Origin of the sequence: Bradyrhizobium sp. 482_C4_N1_8, from assembly GCF_052075965.1 — a bacterium.
Taxonomy (GTDB): Bacteria; Pseudomonadota; Alphaproteobacteria; order Rhizobiales; family Xanthobacteraceae; genus Bradyrhizobium; species Bradyrhizobium barranii.
The window spans coordinates 5,717,585-5,734,826 of sequence record NZ_CP197231.1 but is presented as its reverse complement, the minus strand read 5'-3'; the positions used below and the strand labels follow the sequence as shown (position 1 = coordinate 5,734,826).

Genomic DNA, 17,242 nt, shown 5'->3' with positions numbered 1-17,242 from the left:
ATCGGCGCGGTCGCGCGCCGGTGCGAGAAGACCGAGTTCGAGGCCGATATGCAGCCGAGTCCAATTTCAACTCAAGCTCCGCCACGCGACAATCTCGCCGGCTGGCTCTATGTGTCGCCGCTGGTCCTGGTGCTCGTGCCGTTCTTCGTGGCGCCGATCTTGGTCGTACTGGCGGCGAGCTTCTTCGCCACTGACGGTTTTGGCGGCCTCACGCCCGACTTCACGCTGGCGAGCTACGTCGATGTGCTGCATTCGGCGCTGACGCTGAAGCTGTATCTGGCGACTATTAAGTTCACGGTGCTGACCTGGATCTTCACGCTGATCATCGGCTTTTTTGTCGCCTATTTTCTGGTTTTCCACGTCCGTAACCAGCTGCTTGCTATCGGCCTGTTCCTGCTGTGCACGGTGCCGTTCTGGACCTCGAACATCATCCGGATGATTTCCTGGATTCCTCTGCTCGGCAAGGAAGGCCTGATCAACCAGGCGCTGTTGACGCTAGGCGTAATCCGCCAGCCGCTTGAGGTGTTGCTGTTCTCCGACCTTGCGGTGGTCATCGCCTATGTCCACCAGCTCACGATCTTCATGATCGTGCCGATCTTCAACTCCATGGCGCGGATCGACAAGAGGCTGATCGAGGCCGCGATCGACGCCGGCGCCAGCCGTTTCGACATCATGCGTCTGATCGTGGTGCCGATGTCCAAGAGTGGCATCGCGCTCGGCACCATCTTCGTGGTCTCGATCGTAATGGGCGACTTCTTCGTGGTGAAAGTGATGTCCGGCGGCGGTTCGGCCTCGGTGGTCAGCGCGTTCTACGAGGACGTGGGCGTGCTGCAATATCCGACCGCGGCGGCGAGCGCCGTACTTCTGACTCTCGTGCTGGTTGCGATCGTCGCGATGATCCTACGCACGGTTGATATCCGGCAGGAGATCGCGCGATGAGCGCCGCTCTCGCCGACATGCCCGAAACGGCCGCGCCCGCGACGAGGAAGGCGATCGCACCGAGCAAGGGCGGCCGGCCCTGGACCTTCTACGTTCTTGCGACGCTATTCGGGTTCTACGTGATCGCGCTCTACGGGCCGATGTTCTGCATTTATGTCCTGTCGTTTCAGGATATCCGCGGCGGCCTCGTGTTCCCGATGAAGGGCCACTCGCTGCATTGGTTCGTCGATCTCTTCACGCAGGTGCGGACCGGCGACGTCAAGGGCTCATTCGACCGCTCGATCAAGCTTGCGGTCATCGTCACCGTGATCACAGTGGTGGTGTCCTTCCTGGCAGGGCTCGGCTTCCGCAAGCGCTTTCGAGGCGACACCGTCGTGTTCTACATGATGATTGGTAGCCTTGTTGCGCCCGGGCTGGTGCTCGGTCTTGGCACCGGCCTGCTGTTTCAGGCGCTCGGACTGAACGCCAGCTGGTACACCTCGGCGCTCGGCGCGCAGCTGTCCTGGACGCTGCCGTTCGGCGTGCTCGTGATGTTCGCGGTGATGTCGCGCTTCAATCACGTCTGGGAGGAAGCGGCCTACGATCTCGGCGCCAGTCGCTGGCAGTCGATCTGGCTGGTGATGATCCCGGTGCTGGTGCCCGGCATCGTCGCGGTGGCGCTGTTCGGCTTTACGCTCTCCTACGACGAGTTCGCGCGCAGCCTCCAGACGGCGGGCTCGCTGAACACGCTGCCGCTGGAAATCTGGAGCATGACGCTGAATGTCACCTCGCCCTCGCTCTACGCGCTCGGCACGGTGACGACCATCGTCTCATTCATCGTCATTGGCGCGAGCCTGGGCAGCATCGTGCTGATCCAGAAGAGGCGCGGCAGCAGCGCAAAGGGCTGAGCTGGAATATGAAGAGCGATCGCGGTGATATCGAACTGGCTGGCGTCGGCAAGAGTTTTGACGGAGCGACCTACGTGGTCGACGGCGTCAACCTCAAGATCGCCGACGGAGCCTATTGCTGCTTCATCGGCCCCTCAGGCTGCGGCAAGACCACGATTCTGCGCATGATTGCGGGCCATGAGGACCCGACCGCGGGCGAGATCGTGATCGGTGGCCAGAACGTCGTGGGGCTTGCGCCGGCCCAGCGGCGCACGGCGATGATGTTCCAGTCCTACGCGCTGTTCCCGCATCTCACCGTGCGCGACAACATAGCCTTTGCGTTGCGCGTGCGCGGGATGTCGAAGACCGATCGCCTGCGCGCCGCCGACGTCATGATCGAGAAGGTCCGGCTGACGCAATTCGCTGACCGCCTGCCGGCGCAACTTTCTGGCGGTCAGCAGCAGCGTGTGGCGCTGGCGCGCGCGGCGATCACAGAGCCGCGCGTGCTGCTGCTCGACGAGCCGCTCTCCGCGCTCGACGAGCAGCTACGCGTACAGATGCGCCAAGAGCTCAGGCGGATGCAGCGAGAGCTCGGCATCACCTTCATCCATGTCACCCACACCCAGCTCGAAGCGATTGCGCTCGCCGATCTCGTGGTGGTGATGGAGCAGGGCAAGATCAAGCAGGCGGGGGCCGCGCGCGACGTATACGCCCACCCGCACGACCGTTATGTCGCCGAATTCATGGGCGGTCAGAATGTGCTGTCGGGGCGGGTGGAGAAGGTCAACGGTGCAAGCTTTACACTCGCACAGGCCGCGCCTTCAGGAATCGAAGTGCCACTCCAGGCGCGCTCGACTGTCTCCGTGGGCGACAAGGTTGATATCGCTGTGCGCCGTGACGACGTCGCGCTGGTCAGGCCGGGCCGGGAGTTGCCGCCCGGCTGCAGCACGTCGCTGCCAAGCCGCGTGCTCGCGATCGAATATCAGGGCTATTTCGTCAAGGTCATGCTCGACACCGTGCCGGACGACGAGTTCGTGGCTTATGTGCCGGAAAAGACCTTCTTCGCAGATCCGTTCACCGTCGGCGATGTCGTCATGGCCACATGGGCCACCGGCAGCGCACTTCCACTAGCCTGAAGACCCCATCGCGCACAGGAGTATGACCGTGCAGATATCCTTCACTCTCAACGACCGGCCAACCACCGTTGACGTCGAACCGGCGACGCTCGTCGCCGAGCTGCTGCGCGAGCAGCTCAATCTGACCGGCACGCATATCGGTTGTGACACCAGCCAGTGCGGGGCCTGCGTGGTGCATCTCGACGGCCTCCCGGTGAAGAGTTGCACGCTGCTCGCGCCTGCGCTCGACGGCGCGACGCTGCTGACGATCGAAGGGCTGAGGAGTGAACCCGGCTCGAATCGGATGCATCCGATGCAGGAGGCGTTTCGCGAACATCACGGCCTCCAGTGCGGATTCTGCACGCCCGGTATGCTGATGACGGCGGTGGCGCTCGCCACTGAGAAGCCAACGCTGACGGAGGCGGACGTCCGCCACGGCCTCGAGGGCAATATCTGCCGTTGCACCGGATACCAGAACATCGTCGTCTCAGTGATGGCCGGCGCTGCCGCCATGAACGCTGCCAAGGGAGAGTGACCATGGGCAATGTGATTGGCATTGGCGCCTCACCGAAGCGCAAGGAGGACCAGCGGTTCCTGACCGGCCGCGGCAATTACGTCTCCGACATCAAGCGTCCCGGCATGACCGCGGGCGTGTTCGTGCGCTCTCCGCATGGCCACGCGATTCTGCGCGGCGTCGATAAGAGTGCGGCGCTGGCTTCGCCCGGGGTCATTGCTGTCCTGACCGGCGACGACGTCAAGACTGACGGACTGGGTTCGTTGCCCTGCGGTTGGGGCATCTCGGACGCCAAGGGCGTGCCGATGAAGGAGCCGCCGTTCCCGATGCTGGCTCAGGGCAAGGTGCGCTTCGTCGGCGACATGGTCGCCTTCGTTATCGCCGATACGCCGGAGCAGGCCAATGCGGCAGCGGAACTATTGACCGTCGACTACGAGGTCCTGCCGTCCGTAGTGGGCGTGCTCGAGGCGGTCCGGCCGGGCGCACCCCAACTGTTTGATGATGTGCCGAACAACATCTGCTGCGACTGGGAGCTCGGCGACAAGGCCGCGGTCGAGACCGCCTTCCGCAAGGCCGCGCATGTTGCAAAGCTGAGCCTGGTCAACAACCGCCTGATCGGCAACCCGATGGAGCCGCGTGCCGCGATAGCCGAGTATGAGCCGGGCACCGACCGCTTCACGTTGTGGACCACCAGCCAGTTCCCCCATGTCGTGCGCTTCCTGATGGGCGCTCTGGTCCTGAACATTCCCCAGCACAAGCTGCGCGTGGTCGCTCCGGATGTTGGCGGCGGTTTTGGTGTCAAGCAGTTCCACTACGGCGAAGAGGCCGTCATCACCTGGGCCGCCAAGCGGGTGATGCGGCCGATCAAATGGGTCGCGAGCCGCTCGGAGGGCTACGTTTCCGATCGTCACGGCCGCGATCACGTCACCGAGGCCGAACTCGCGCTCGACGAGACCGGCAAATTCCTGGCGTTCCGCGTCAACACGCTTGCCAATATGGGCGGCTATCTCTCGACGTTCGGGCCGAACATCCCGACCAATCTTTATGGGCCCTTGCTCGGCGGTGTCTACACCACGCCCGCGATCTACTGCAATGTGAAGGTGGTGTTCACCAACACCGTGCCGGTCGACGCCTATCGCGGCGCGGGCCGACCCGAGGCGACGTTCGTGCTGGAACGCATCGTAGATGTCGCAGCCAGCGAGATGGGCATCGACCGCGTTGAGATCCGCCGCCGTAACATGATTCCGAAAGAGGCCTATCCGTACCAGACGCCGGTGCTGGTGCAGTACGATTCCGGCGATCCGATGGGGTGCCTCGACGGCGCGCTGATCGCGGCCGACGCGAAGAATTTCGGCATCCGTAAGGCGGCCTCGGCCAGCAAGGGAAAATTCCGCGGGCTCGGCTACTCGACCTATGTTGAGGCCTGCGGCCTCGCGCCGTCGCGTTTTGCGGGACGGCTCGGCGCGCGCGGTGGCCTCTATGAGAGCGCCACGGTGCGCGTGCATCCAACGGGCCAGGTGACGGTCATGATCGGCACGCACAATCACGGCCAGGGCCATGAGACGACGTTCGCGCAGATCGTCTCGGAAAAGCTCGGCGTGTCCTTTGAGAATGTCGATATCGTGTTCGGGGATACCGATCGCGTGCAGTTCGGCATGGGCACCTACGGTTCGCGTTCGCTGGTGGTCGGCGGCGCCGCGCTGTCAAAGGCAACCGACAAGGTGGTCGCGAAAGGCAAGAAGATCGCGGCGCATCTGCTCGAGGCTTCCGAAGTCGATATCCAGTTCGAGGCCGGAAACTTCTCAGTCGCGGGTACGGACCGCATCAAGTCGTTCGAGGAGATCGCGGGCGCTGCCTATGTGCCGCATAATTATCCGCTGGAAGTGCTGGAACCAGGGCTAGAGGAGCAGGCCTACTACGATCCCGTCAACTTCACCTATCCCGGCGGCTGCCACATCGCCGAGGTCGAGGTCGATCCGGAAACTGGCACGGTGACACTGGTCAACTACACGGCCGTGGATGACGTCGGCACGGTGATCAATCCGATGATCGTCGAAGGCCAGTTGCACGGCGGCATCGTCCAGGGTGTCGGTCAGGCGCTGTTCGAGAGCGCGGTCTATGACGAGGGCTCAGGCCAGCTCCTGTCTGGTTCGCTAATGGATTATTGCATGCCACGGGCCGACCACATGCCGATGATGAAGGTTGCGACCCACTCCACGCTCTGCACGCACACGCCGATGGGTGTGAAGGGCTGCGGCGAAGTCGGGACCATCGGCTCGCCGGCAGCCGTCATCAACGCGGTGGTCGATGCGCTGTCGCATCTGGGTGTGACCCATGTCGACATGCCGGCGACGCCGAACCGGATCTGGCGCCTGCTGCAAAATGCGTCGCTGCCGGTCGCGGCGGAATAGGGAGAACAACAATGAAATCGTTTGCCTATCACCAGCCGGCCGAGATTCCCGACGCGGCACGATTGCTGACCTCGATTGAGGACAGCAAGCTCGTAGCTGGCGGGATGACACTGATTCCGACCCTGAAACAGCGGCTGGCCAGTCCCGTCGCGCTGGTCGACCTGTCGAAGCTCGGATCTCTCAAGGGCATCAACGATGACGGCGCCACCGTCACGATCGGCGCGATGACGCCGCACGCCGTTGTGGCTGCCTCGAGACTGGTGCAGGCAAAGATCCCCGGGCTTGCGGCGCTGGCCGCGATGATCGGCGATCCTGCGGTACGCAGCCGCGGCACCATCGGCGGTTCGGTCGCGAACAACGATCCGGCTGCCGATTATCCCGCCGGCGTGCTCGGCCTCGGCGCGACCATCGTCACCAGCACGCGCGACATCGCGGCTGACGATTTCTTCCTCGGCCTGTTCGAGACCGCGCTCGAACCGGGCGAGATCATCACTGCGATCCGCCTTCCAGTGCCGCTCAAGGCAGGTTATGCAAAATTCAAGGCGCCGGCGTCGCGCTATGCGCTGGTTGGCGTGTTCGTCGCTAAATTTTCCGACGGCGTTCGCGTGGCTGTGACTGGAGCAGGGTCGGGTGTGTTCCGCGTGCCGCCGATGGAGGAAGCGCTGTCGCAAAAGTTCGATCCGTCCGCGATCGCGGCGATCAAGGTCGACACCGACGGCCTCACCTCCGACATCCATGCCGAAGCCGACTACCGTGCGCATCTCGTCACGGTCATGGCCAAACGTGCCGTCGACGCGGCGCTCAGCTAGCTTTTTAGGGTTGATGATGACTGATGGTTCCGGCCGAACGGCCTTCCCGCCAGCGCCGACTGGCCTTGGCGCGCTTTCTGCAACCGAGATCATGGCCGGCTATCGGCGCAAGACGTTTACTCCGCGTGATGTCGTGGACGATACGATAGCTGCGCTCGAAGCGACGCATGAGGCTTGCAATGCGGTGGTGACGCCGATGTACGGGCAGGCGAGGGCGGAAGCCGACCGCGTCACCAAGGAGATGCGCGCGGGCGAGGCCAAGGGGCCACTCGCCGGCGTACCGGTCACCATTAAAGACCTCGTCTTTGTTGCGGGCGTGCCAGCCTATGCCGGCTCGCCGATGAACAAGACGTTCGTGCCCGACGTGGATGCCGCGGTGGTGTCGGCGCTGAAGGCATCGGGCGCGATCATCACCTGCAAGACTACGACTTGCGAGTCCGGCTACAAGCTGACGGCCGACAGTCCGGTCACGGGTACCACGCGAAATCCCTGGAATCCCGGTCGCACCAGCGGCGGCTCGAGCGGCGGCGCGGCCGCGGGCGTTGCCGCGGGCTGCGGCCCGATCGCGATCGGCACCGACGGCGTCGGATCGATCCGTGTTCCATCATCCTTCTGCGGCGTGTTCGGGCTGAAGCCGACCTTTGGCCTCGTGCCGCGCTCGCCCGGTTTCTCGCCGCCATCCTGGGCCTCGCTCGCGCACACCGGACCGATCACGCGGACGGTCGCGGATGCCGCGCTCACGCTGGAAATTATCGCCGGCTACGACATGCGCGATGCCGCAAGTCTGCCCGTGCCATCCCGTCGCTTCGACACCAACGCTGTTCCGTTGAATGGCGTTCGTATCGGCGCCAGCGCCGATCTCGGCTACGCCGCGGTCAGCACCGATGTGCGCGCAGCGTTCAACAAGGCGATCGCCGTTCTCGATGCCTGCGGTGCACAGGTCACTATCGATGGTCCGGGCCTCGATGCCGGCATTTTGGAACACACGCTGAAGCCGATCGCCTTCACCGAGCAGGCGGCGGCGGTTGCGACGAAGACCACGGCTGATTTGGCCAGCTCGGAAGCCGATTATCGCGACGTCGTTACCGCCGGCCGCCACTACAGTGGCACGGACTATATCGAAGCTAGCTATCGGCGCGGCCAGGCGCGCAATGCATTCCTAAAGCTGTTTGAGCGGGTCGATGCGCTAGTGACGCCAACGGTTGCGGTGACCGCGTTCGAAGCCGGCAAGATCGGCGTCGGCAAGATCGACGGTAACCAGGTTGATCCGCATCTCGGCTGGTCGCCCTTCACCTGGCCAATCAACCTCGCTGGCCTTCCGGCCGCGACTTTGCCTTGCGGTTTTGACCGGGATGGCCTGCCGATTGGTCTTCAAATCGTCGCGCCCTGGCTCGACGAGCCCACGATCTTCCGCATCGCTGCGGCGTTCGAGCAGGCGCAGCCCTGGGCAAAGTTTTGGCCGTCGCTGGCGCTCAACGAGATAGGGCGAACGCGCGCGAAGGCGTAGTGCTAGGACAACTCGATCGGTACCCCGCGGCCGTTGAGCTCTTCGTCGAGGCGCAGATAGTGCGCCAGGTAGTCGTGCAGTGCGGTCGCGGCTTTCGAAGTCGCGCCGCTCGATTTGTAGAGCAGCAGCTCGATCTTCGGCAGCGGCGGCAGGCCCTCGTTGGGACCGATCTGGCGCATCGTCGGCACCAGCGCGCTGCGGCCGAGCACGGTGACGGCCATGCCGGCGAACGCGGCGGCCTGCAGGCCGCCGACGCTTTCGCTGACGCAGGCGATGCGCCAGCGCAGATTCGCGCGCTCTAGCGTATCGATGGCATAGTCGCGATAGATGTTGCCAGGCGGCAAGAGCGCGAGCGGAATCGGGCGCTCCTGGTGCGCGGCGGATTGATCACCGGTCATCCAAACCAACTGCTCGCGCCGCACCACCTGGCCCCCGGTGAAATCATTCATCCGTGTGACCAGCGCGATGTCGACATCGCCGCGCTTGACGAGACCGACCAGTGGCGTCGAGAGCGCGCAGTTGAGCTGGACCTGCACGCGAGGAAAGGATTTTCGGAACACGCTGAGGATCGAGGGGAGCATGAAGGCGGCGTAGAGATCCGGCGTGCCAAGCACGACATGGCCCTCGATTTCCTGTGACGCAAGTTGCGAAATCAGTTCGTCATGCAGCCTCAGGATGGATCTGGCGTAAGTGAGAACCGTGCTGCCGTCATCGGTCAACGTCAGCCTGCGGCCGCCATGCTCGAACAACTGCTTGCCGGTGAGCTCCTCCAGCCGCTGCAATTGCAGGGTGATCGCCGGTTGGGTGCGGCCCAGCCGTCGCGCGGTCTCAGTGATGCTGCCGGTCTCGACCACCGAGATCAGCGACCGGAGCATGCGGATGTCGAGACTGATGAGGTTCATGCGGCGTCCATGTCGCCCAGAATTTATGCAATTTCCATGCAAGCGTAGCTACAGGCAATTGCGATCAGCCGAACCAGAGAAAACGAACAGCCGGGCAGGGTGGAATACCCCTGTGCTTTTGAAAAAATGCTGTAAGATGTTGTTAACATGTAGGTTTTTTCTCACTAAGCGAGCGGGGCACTCTGCTAAGGTGCCTCTGAAATCCGGAGTGCGGCTTGGCAAAATGGACCCCAGAGTGGGGATGCGCCACGAAGAAATTTCCGGAAAGACCAACGATGCTCGCCACAACCTTCGGAAACTGAAGAACCGGTTATGGGGCGCCGCTGTCGCGCTGGTTCTGTGTAAGAATGCCGCACCGATCAAATCCGGAGCAAACTCATTTCTCAATTCTTATTCGGCCTGGTCTATCTCCTTATCCTGACCCGCTTCATCTGGCCGCTGCAGTTGCCGCTCTCGATCAAGTTCGCAATGGCAGCGCTTGCATTGGTCGCATTGCAGTTTCACCGGTGGAGCAAGCTCTCGTCAGGCTCTGTGTTCTCTCCGGAATTCCCGCGACCGGTTGTCGCTATCTTCAACTGGGCTTTCGGCACGCTCGTTCTGCTGGCGCTGCTTCAAGTGATGCTCGATGCCGGACTTCTATTAGGGTTGCTGATCCACGGCGGCCCCCTGAGTGCCCCCGACGTTGTCCGCTACGGGTTGGCCGGGTTAGCATCGATTGCGGCTGCGACCGGCGTCCATCAGGCAATGAGGATTCCGCCGCTGAAGGACGTCGAAGTCCGCGTCTCCGGACTTCCGCGGCAATTCGACGGTTACACCATTCTGCAACTCACTGATCTTCACATCAGCCGCCTCTTTCCAGCATCATGGGCGCGCGCTGTTGTCGAGCGATCAAACAAGCTCGGCGTGGACTTAATCGCCATCACGGGAGATCTGATCGATGGCACGCTCGAAGCGCGACGCGCCGACATCGAGCCGTTGCGGGACTTGAGGGCGCCCGACGGCGTCTACGTGATCTCCGGGAATCACGAATACATTTTCGGCTACAGCACATGGATGGCGCACTTCGCCGCGTTGGGACTGCTCTCGCTCGAGAACAGGCACATCGTTCTCGAGCGCAATGGCGGTAAGTTGGTCCTCGCTGGCATCACCGACCGGGCGTCGCGCCATAGAGGACATCCCGACCGCGATCTCGCTGCGGTCCTTGAAGGCGCTCCAGAAGGTGCTCCTCTCATTCTGCTCGACCACCAGCCAGGTGACGCACGAAACGCCGCGGCGCTTGGCGTGGCTCTGCAACTGTCCGGACATACGCACGGAGGACTGATTCTAGGGCTCGACAGGTTGGCCGCGCGCGCCAACGCGGGTTACGTCTCGGGTCAATACGACGTGGACGGGATGACGCTCTACGTGAATAACGGCACGGCCCTATGGCCAGGCTTCGCGTTACGGCTCGGTCGACCATCCGAATTGACGCGGATCACGCTCCGCCGGGTAAGGTGCAAGTCAGGCAATGCTGACTGATCTGCTCGTAGCCTGTGCCGCAGCTGGCTATCTTGGTTCGCTGGTTATGCGTTGATCGCTAGGTGGAGGCAGATGTCAGTCGGCGTATTGGCGTGTCGTCCGCTTCGGGTCAACGGGCGCTGTCCTAATCGCCGCCGGTCCCGTCCGATCTGCCGCGACCACCGGGCGATTTCAGAGCCCGTCCGGGCTTCGCGTTCGGGCCACAAGTCGACCCAGCAAGTTACCGCTCGCTCACCCGGCCTGTTTAACTTGGCTCGCGGGCCCTTGTCTTGACGGGCAGTCCCTTGAGGCCAAGCGGTTGAAATTGGCGAGACCCAAGGTCGCCTGGACGGTAGAAGCCAACGGCTCTCGCTTGTCAGGTCGGGGGCGGGCCTCGCCCGTAGGCGGGCGAAGAGTTCGGTTCGCCCAACTTCGCCCCAGCATGCTGGTAAATCATGTGATTATGATGCATACACTTCCCGTCCAACTGGCTGGAAAATGTTGCGTGAGCTCTGAAAACAACACCTTGAATATTGGTCCGCGTATCCGGCGTGCCCGCTTGTCCAAGGGGCTGCGAATGCGAGACCTGGCGCAGGTCGTCGGATGCGACGAGAGCATGATCTCCAAGATCGAGGCCGGGAAGGTCATGCCGTCGCTGCCGATGCTCGCTAAGATGGTCGACGCGCTCGACCGCGACATGGCCTCGTTCTTTGGCCTGCGGATCGACGACTACAAGCTGGTGCAGAAGCCCGAGGATCGGCTCAAGGTGCCTGTTGATGCGCTGCGCGGTGGCACGGGCGTCGTGTATGAGCGCCTGGTGCCGGTAGCCGCCGGAAATCTGCTCGAAGCCAATGTTCACGTGGTGGCCTCGGGAGGCGAGAAGATCGATCTGATTACCCATCAGGGCGAAGCCGTCGGCTATCTCGTGTCCGGAACCATCGAGCTCACCATCGACGACACCACCTATCTGATGACTTCAGGCGATTCCTTTTTCTTCAAGGCGTATCTGACCAACAGCTATCGCAACGTCGGGCCGGACGAAGCGCGGATCGTCTGGGTCAATACCCCCCAGGTTCACTGAGCCGAGCGATCAGGCTCACGGTGCATGAATTTCATGCATGTGGCGAAAACTGTAGCAGGGTGCTTCAAAGCCACTTCATTTCCTGCGCCCGCGCGAGCCTGCTTCACAGTAAAACGCGCTGATCCGCTGGCTCTCGCACCCAAAGGTTCCGAAAGACGAGCTGGCATAACGCTTGCTTAAACCCAGACATGACTGTGATGCATGCCAACTGCCCCTGGCTGTATCCGATGTCGATGGGGCCCGACCACGTTGATGCGCTCCGGCATGGCCGTCGCACCGGCGAATAACGGCAGGCGAACCGCTGATGGCTTTCGTTTGGAAACGTTTGCTAGGCACCATCCCGAGTCTGATCGGCGTCGTCGTCCTGACCTTTTTCATCTCCCACGCCCTGCCGGGTGACCCGGCGGCGTATTTCGCCGGCCCCGCCGCGAACGCCGCATCGATCGAGAACATCCGCGCCACGCTGGGCCTCGATCGCCCGCTTCCAGTGCAGTTCGTGCACTATGTCGGTGACCTCGCGCAGGGCAACCTCGGCCGTTCGCTCACCACGGGACAGCCGGTGTTGACCGATCTGCTCGAGCGGCTGCCTGCATCGCTGGAATTGTCGTCCTTTGCGCTTTTGTTCGCGATCAGCATCGCCATCCCGATGGGGGTGTGGGCCGCGACCCGCATCAACGGAAGCGTCGATCACGCCTGCCGTGCGCTGGTCACCGTGAGCGCCGCTTTCCCAACGTTCTTCGTCGGGCTGCTGTTCGTCTACATCTTCTATTTCCTGCTCGGCTGGGCGCCGCAGCCGCTCGGCCGCCTGAACGAGATCGCCTTCTCGCCGCCACCGCACGTCACCGGGGCCTACACCATCGACGCACTCATCGCGGGCGATTGGCCGGTGCTCCGCGCGTCGTTGTCTCAGCTGATCCTGCCCGCGATATCGCTCGGCCTGTTCGCGCTGGCGCCGATCGCGCGCATCACGCGCGCGGCCATGCTGGAGGCGCTCGGCAGCGACTTCATCCGTACTGCGCGCGCCAGCGGCTTGCCGGTGCGCAAGATCCTGATGACCTACGCATTCCGCAACGTGCTGCTGCCGGTCAGCAGCGTGCTCGGTATGGTGTTCTCCTTCCTGCTCGGGTCCAACGTCCTGATCGAACAGGTGTTCGGCTGGCAGGGTGTCGGCGCCTACGCGGTCTCGGCCGTCATCGCGTCCGATTACGCAGCGGTTCAGGGCTTCGTCTTGATGATGGCGGTGCTTTACGTGCTGCTTAATCTCGCCGTCGACATTTTCGCGACGCTGGTCGATCCCCGCGTTCGGTTCGAGGGCTGAGCGATGAGTATAGTCACGCTCGCCCGCAACACAGGTTATGCCTTTGGCGAAAACCGCCTGACGCTGATGGCTGTGATCATCCTGGTGCTGCTGGCGCTGTGCGCGATTTTCGGACCTTACATCGCGCCGTACGATCCGCTGGTCACCTCCGCCACCACCAAACTGGCGCGGCCCAGCACCCTGCATCCGTTCGGGACCGACGCGCTCGGACGCGACATCCTCAGCCGTGTCATCGTCGCGACGCGCCTCGACCTCGGGATGGCAGTCTCGGCGGTGGCGCTGTCGTTCGTGGTTGGCCTGGCGCTCGGCTCGCTCGCCGGCTATTTCGGCGGCTGGACTGACCGCATCATCGGCCGCGCCATGGACACCATCATGGCGTTCCCGCTGTTTGTGCTCGCCATGGGCATCGTGGTGGCGCTCGGGAACAGCGTCGCCAACATCATCATCGCCACAATGATCATCAATCTGCCGTTCTATTGCCGCTTCGCGCGCGCCGAGGTGAACGTGCGGCGCGAGCTCGGCTATGTCGAGGCGGCGCGCATGGGCGGCAACGGCTCGCTGCGCGTCCTGCTCAACCATATCGTCCCGAACGTTCTACCGCCGATGATGGTGCAGGCTTCGCTCAACATGGGATGGGCGATCCTCAATGCCGCCGGCCTGTCCTTCATCGGGCTCGGAGTCCGACCACCGACGCCGGAATGGGGCATCATGGTCTCGGAAGGCGCCAGCTACATCATTTCCGGCGAGTGGTGGGCCTTCATGTTCCCGGGCGCCGCTCTCGTGCTCGCGGTGTTCTCCTTCAACATGCTGGGCGACGGACTGCGCGATCTGCTCGATCCGAGGAAACGCGTGTAATGGCGCAGCTCGAGATCGACAATCTGTCAGTGGAGTTTCGCACCCGTTACGGCGTGGTGCGGGCGCTGGACGACGTGAGCTTGTCGGTCGGCCGCGGTGAGATCGTCGGCGTGGTCGGTGAAAGTGGATCCGGAAAGTCGGTCACGGCCTACACCGTCATGGGCCTCAACGATGAGGCGGCGCAGATCACCAAAGGCAACATCACGATGGGCGGCATCGATCTTCTGGCGGCGCGCCCGGAAGCGATGCGCGAATTGCGCGGACGCGAGATGGCGATGATCTTCCAGAGCCCCCGCACAGCGCTCAATCCGATCCGTAAGGTCGGCAAGCAGATCGAGGACGTGCTGCAGGAGCATGCCGGGTTGCCGAGTCGTGATCTCAGGAAAGCGGCAATCGCAGCACTGGCGCGAGTTCGCATTCCCGATCCCGAACGCCGGGCGGAAGCCTATCCGTTCGAGCTCTCGGGCGGCATGTGCCAGCGCGTGATGATCGCCATGGCGCTGGCCTGCACACCGTCGGTCCTGATCGCGGACGAGCCCACGACGGGGCTCGATGTGACAACTCAGGCGGTGATCATGGACCTGATCAGGGACATGAGCCGCTCGACGCGGATGTCGACGTTGCTGATCACTCACGATCTCGGGCTCGCCGGCGAATATTGCGACCGGATCGCCGTCATGCATGCCGGGCACATCGTCGAGATCGCGTCGACCGAGGCGCTGCTCGATCATCCGGCCCATCCCTATACACGCCAGTTGCTCGCCGCCACGCCCGTCCCGGAATCGCGTCTCGACGACCTCAACTCCATTCCCGGCCATTTGCCCGATCTGCGCGGCGCGTTGCCGCCGTGCCGCTTCAGCGGACGCTGCGAGCGGCGGCAGCTAATCTGCGACGAGGCGGAGCTGCCCTGGACCGAATTGTCGCCCGCGCATGTCGTGCGCTGCCGGTTTCCCCTGTCATGACGCCGCTGCTCGAAGTCAGGTCGCTGTCCAAATTATACCCGATCAAGCGGGCGTCGCGCGGCGCCCGGCTCCACGCGGTCGACGATGTGGATCTGACGATCGGCACCGGTGAAAGCGTCGGCCTGGTCGGCGAATCCGGCTGCGGCAAATCCACCATGGTTCGCCTGCTTGGCCGGCTGATCGATCCCACGGCGGGCCAGATCCTGCTCGGCGGTGAGGATCTCACCGCGATTGCGCAGGCGAAGTTCGCGTCCTCGGCAAGCCGGCGGCGTGTTCAGGTGGTGTTCCAGGACGCGACCGAAAGCCTGAATCCATCGTTCCGCGCTTTCCAGGCGATCGCCGATCCCTTGAAACGGCTACTCGGCATGAATAACGGTGCCGAGCTGGACAGCCGCGTTCGCGCCACCGCCGCGCTGGTTGGACTGCCAGAAGAACTGCTGCAGCGCTACCCGCATCAATTGTCGGGCGGCCAGCGCGCACGGGTGGGCATCGCGCGCGCCGTTGCGGTCGAGCCGTCGCTGCTGATCCTCGACGAGCCGACCTCGGCGCTCGACGTGTCGGTGCAAGCCGTGATCTTGCGGCTGCTCGCCGACCTGCGCGCGCGACTGGCGATGAGCTACTTGTTCGTGTCGCACGATCTCAACGTGGTGCGGCTTCTCTGTTCGCGCGTGGTCGTGATGTATCTCGGCAAGATCGTCGAGATCGCACCGGCCGAGACGCTCTTCACTTCACCCCGTCACCCCTATGCGCAGGCGCTGGTCGCCGCGATCCCGGATCCGGCACGGCGCGGTGAAGCGCGGCCCCGACTCGACGGCAGTCCGAGCAGCCCGATCGATCCGGACCCCAACGTCTGCCGCTTCTACGGCCGCTGTCCCAAAGGGGCCGACATCTGCACCAAGGCCATGCCGCCGCTTCGCGCGGTTGGCCCGGACCATTTCGCCGCCTGCCACTTCGCTCTTTCACCCGATGGAGGAACCGATGAGCGCTGACAATCAGATCTGCCGCATGGACGCCGCGACCGTCGCGGCTAAGGTCAGGAACAAAGAGCTATCCGCCGCCGAGGTCACCGAAGCCGTTCTGCGCCGCATGGAGAAGCTCGAACCGCACATCCATGCCTTCTGCACACCGACGCCCGATGTGGCGCGCGCCGCGGCCGCGGCAGTCGACGCCAAGATCGCAGCCGGCAAGGATCCCGGCCTGCTGGCGGGCGTACCGATCGGAATCAAGGATCTCGTCGCCACCAAGGACATCCTGACGGTGATGGGTTCTCCGCTCTACCGGGACTTCGTGCCGGATGAGGACGACATTGTCGTCGAGCGGCTGAAGGACGCCGGCGCAGTCATCATCGGCAAGACCAACGTGCCGGAATTCGGCTACAGCGGCGTCGGCCACAACCCGGTGTTTCCGGCGACGCGCAATCCCTGGAATCTCGACATGACATCCGGCGGATCGAGCGCCGGCTCTGGAGCTTCGGTCGCGGCGGGCGTTGCGCCTTTCGCAATTGGCTCCGATGGCGGCGGATCGATCCGCATTCCGTCCGCGCTTTGCGGCCTGTACGGAATCAAAGCCTCGATGGGGCGGGTGCCGCTCTACCCGGGTTGCCGGGATGAACGCTATCCCGGCGTCTCGAGCTGGGAATCGCTCGAGCACGTCGGCCCGATGAGCCGCACCGTGACCGACTCGGCGCTGATGCTGAAGGTGATCACCGGACCCGATCCGCGCGATCGCTATTCCATCCCGGCCGCCGACTTCGACTATGTCGGCGCCGTGAAGGAGAGCATCAAGGGCCTTCGCATCGCCTATAGCGAAGACTGGGGCTATGCGCCGGTCGACCCGGAAGTCCGCCGCGTCGTGTCTGAAGCGGTGCGCGTGTTCGAGACCGATCTCGGCTGCACGGTCGAGCGCGCCAATCCGGGATGGGAAGATCCGTTTCCGCATTTCTGGACCATCGTCGCCGGTGACACCGACCTCGCCGGCATGCGCCGCATGATGAAGGGGCATGAAAAGGAAATGTCGCCGCACCTTGTCGGCTTGTTGCAGCGGCAATGGACGGCCGAAGAATTCACTGACGCCAAGATGATCCGGCAGATGGTCTGCAACCGCATGTGGCGGTTCATGGCCAACTACGACCTCCTGATCACGCCGACGCTCGCGGTACCGGCATTCCCGCTCTACATGCAGGGGCCCGAGATCATCGAAGAGAAGATGGTCTCTACCGGCGATTGGCTCTGCTTCACCTTCATCTGCAATTTGACCGGCCAGCCAGCAGCGACCATTCCCGCCGGCTTCACCAAAACCGGTTTGCCTGTCGGCATGCAAATCATCGGTCGCCATCTGGCGGATCGTACCGTGCTCGCCGCCTCCGGCGCCTTCGAACAAGCGCGTCCGTGGGCTCACAAATGGCCGAAACTGCTGGGCGATCTCGGCCTCTGACGCTGCCTCGACTTTTCAACCGAAATCCAGAAA

General features: G+C 63.4%; 15 protein-coding genes. 14 read left to right on the top strand and 1 reads right to left on the bottom strand.

Translation table 11 applies throughout. The annotated features are described in order from the left end of the window. The first annotated feature begins 48 nt into the window (after nt 1-48). Genes AB7Z56_RS27785 through AB7Z56_RS27755 form a run of 7 tightly spaced genes read left to right on the top strand, consistent with a single transcriptional unit; the run spans nt 49 to nt 8,161 of the window. Complete coding sequence (locus AB7Z56_RS27785) at nt 49-939, top strand: ABC transporter permease (protein WP_441256580.1); 891 nt, start codon at nt 49-51, stop codon at nt 937-939. Beyond that, nucleotides 936-1,826: an ABC transporter permease gene (locus AB7Z56_RS27780; RefSeq protein WP_063984053.1), complete on the top strand. Its 891-nt coding sequence runs from the start codon at nt 936-938 to the stop codon at nt 1,824-1,826. Before AB7Z56_RS27785 ends, AB7Z56_RS27780 begins: the two co-directional genes overlap by 4 nt. Before the next feature lie 8 nt (nt 1,827-1,834). Next, on the top strand, nt 1,835-2,941 hold the full coding sequence (locus AB7Z56_RS27775; RefSeq protein WP_063984052.1) for an ABC transporter ATP-binding protein: 1,107 nt from the start codon (nt 1,835-1,837) through the stop codon (nt 2,939-2,941). Between the two features lie 22 nt (nt 2,942-2,963). Further along, nucleotides 2,964-3,455, top strand: coding sequence for a (2Fe-2S)-binding protein (locus AB7Z56_RS27770; RefSeq protein WP_187387739.1), 492 nt, complete (start codon nt 2,964-2,966; stop codon nt 3,453-3,455). 2 nt (nt 3,456-3,457) lie between these two features. Further along, nucleotides 3,458-5,845, top strand: a complete 2,388-nt coding sequence (locus AB7Z56_RS27765; protein ID WP_441256579.1) for a xanthine dehydrogenase family protein molybdopterin-binding subunit — start codon at nt 3,458-3,460, stop codon at nt 5,843-5,845. Nucleotides 5,846-5,856: 11 nt separating this feature from the next. Further along, the gene (locus AB7Z56_RS27760) at nt 5,857-6,654 is read left to right on the top strand and encodes an FAD binding domain-containing protein (protein ID WP_085404913.1); all 798 of its coding nucleotides are present in this window, start codon (nt 5,857-5,859) and stop codon (nt 6,652-6,654) included. Between the two features lie 16 nt (nt 6,655-6,670). Beyond that, the gene (locus AB7Z56_RS27755; RefSeq protein WP_085404949.1) at nt 6,671-8,161 is read left to right on the top strand and encodes an amidase; all 1,491 of its coding nucleotides are present in this window, start codon (nt 6,671-6,673) and stop codon (nt 8,159-8,161) included. Between the two features lie 2 nt (nt 8,162-8,163). Here the strand turns inward: AB7Z56_RS27755 and AB7Z56_RS27750 are convergent, their stop codons facing one another. Beyond that, a complete protein-coding gene (locus tag AB7Z56_RS27750; protein ID WP_085404912.1) occupies nt 8,164-9,063 on the bottom strand; it encodes a LysR substrate-binding domain-containing protein in 900 nt (299 codons plus the stop codon). Nucleotides 9,064-9,441: 378 nt separating this feature from the next. On the opposite strand from AB7Z56_RS27750, the gene AB7Z56_RS27745 reads away from it, so the two are divergent. The 7 genes from AB7Z56_RS27745 to AB7Z56_RS27715 all read left to right on the top strand — a co-directional run bounded on the left by AB7Z56_RS27745 (nt 9,442) and on the right by AB7Z56_RS27715 (nt 17,209). Continuing rightward, nucleotides 9,442-10,581 (top strand): metallophosphoesterase, encoded by a 1,140-nt coding sequence (locus tag AB7Z56_RS27745; protein ID WP_441256846.1) that lies wholly within the window; start codon nt 9,442-9,444, stop codon nt 10,579-10,581. 484 nt (nt 10,582-11,065) lie between these two features. Then, nucleotides 11,066-11,641, top strand: a complete 576-nt coding sequence (locus AB7Z56_RS27740; RefSeq protein WP_162137008.1) for a cupin domain-containing protein — start codon at nt 11,066-11,068, stop codon at nt 11,639-11,641. A 301-nt stretch (nt 11,642-11,942) separates the two neighbouring features. Further along, the gene (locus AB7Z56_RS27735) at nt 11,943-12,959 is read left to right on the top strand and encodes an ABC transporter permease (protein WP_063984046.1); all 1,017 of its coding nucleotides are present in this window, start codon (nt 11,943-11,945) and stop codon (nt 12,957-12,959) included. A gap of 3 nt (nt 12,960-12,962) precedes the next feature. Further along, nucleotides 12,963-13,814 (top strand): ABC transporter permease, encoded by an 852-nt coding sequence (locus tag AB7Z56_RS27730; protein WP_028152375.1) that lies wholly within the window; start codon nt 12,963-12,965, stop codon nt 13,812-13,814. Next, nucleotides 13,814-14,776, top strand: coding sequence for an ABC transporter ATP-binding protein (locus tag AB7Z56_RS27725; protein WP_441256578.1), 963 nt, complete (start codon nt 13,814-13,816; stop codon nt 14,774-14,776). The genes AB7Z56_RS27730 and AB7Z56_RS27725 overlap by 1 nt, the downstream gene beginning before the upstream one ends. Then, nucleotides 14,773-15,765 (top strand): ABC transporter ATP-binding protein, encoded by a 993-nt coding sequence (locus tag AB7Z56_RS27720; RefSeq protein ID WP_441256577.1) that lies wholly within the window; start codon nt 14,773-14,775, stop codon nt 15,763-15,765. Before AB7Z56_RS27725 ends, AB7Z56_RS27720 begins: the two co-directional genes overlap by 4 nt. Then, entirely contained in the window at nt 15,755-17,209 is a 1,455-nt protein-coding gene (locus AB7Z56_RS27715; RefSeq protein WP_063986462.1) for an amidase, read from the top strand. The genes AB7Z56_RS27720 and AB7Z56_RS27715 overlap by 11 nt, the downstream gene beginning before the upstream one ends. Nucleotides 17,210-17,242 lie beyond the last annotated feature (33 nt).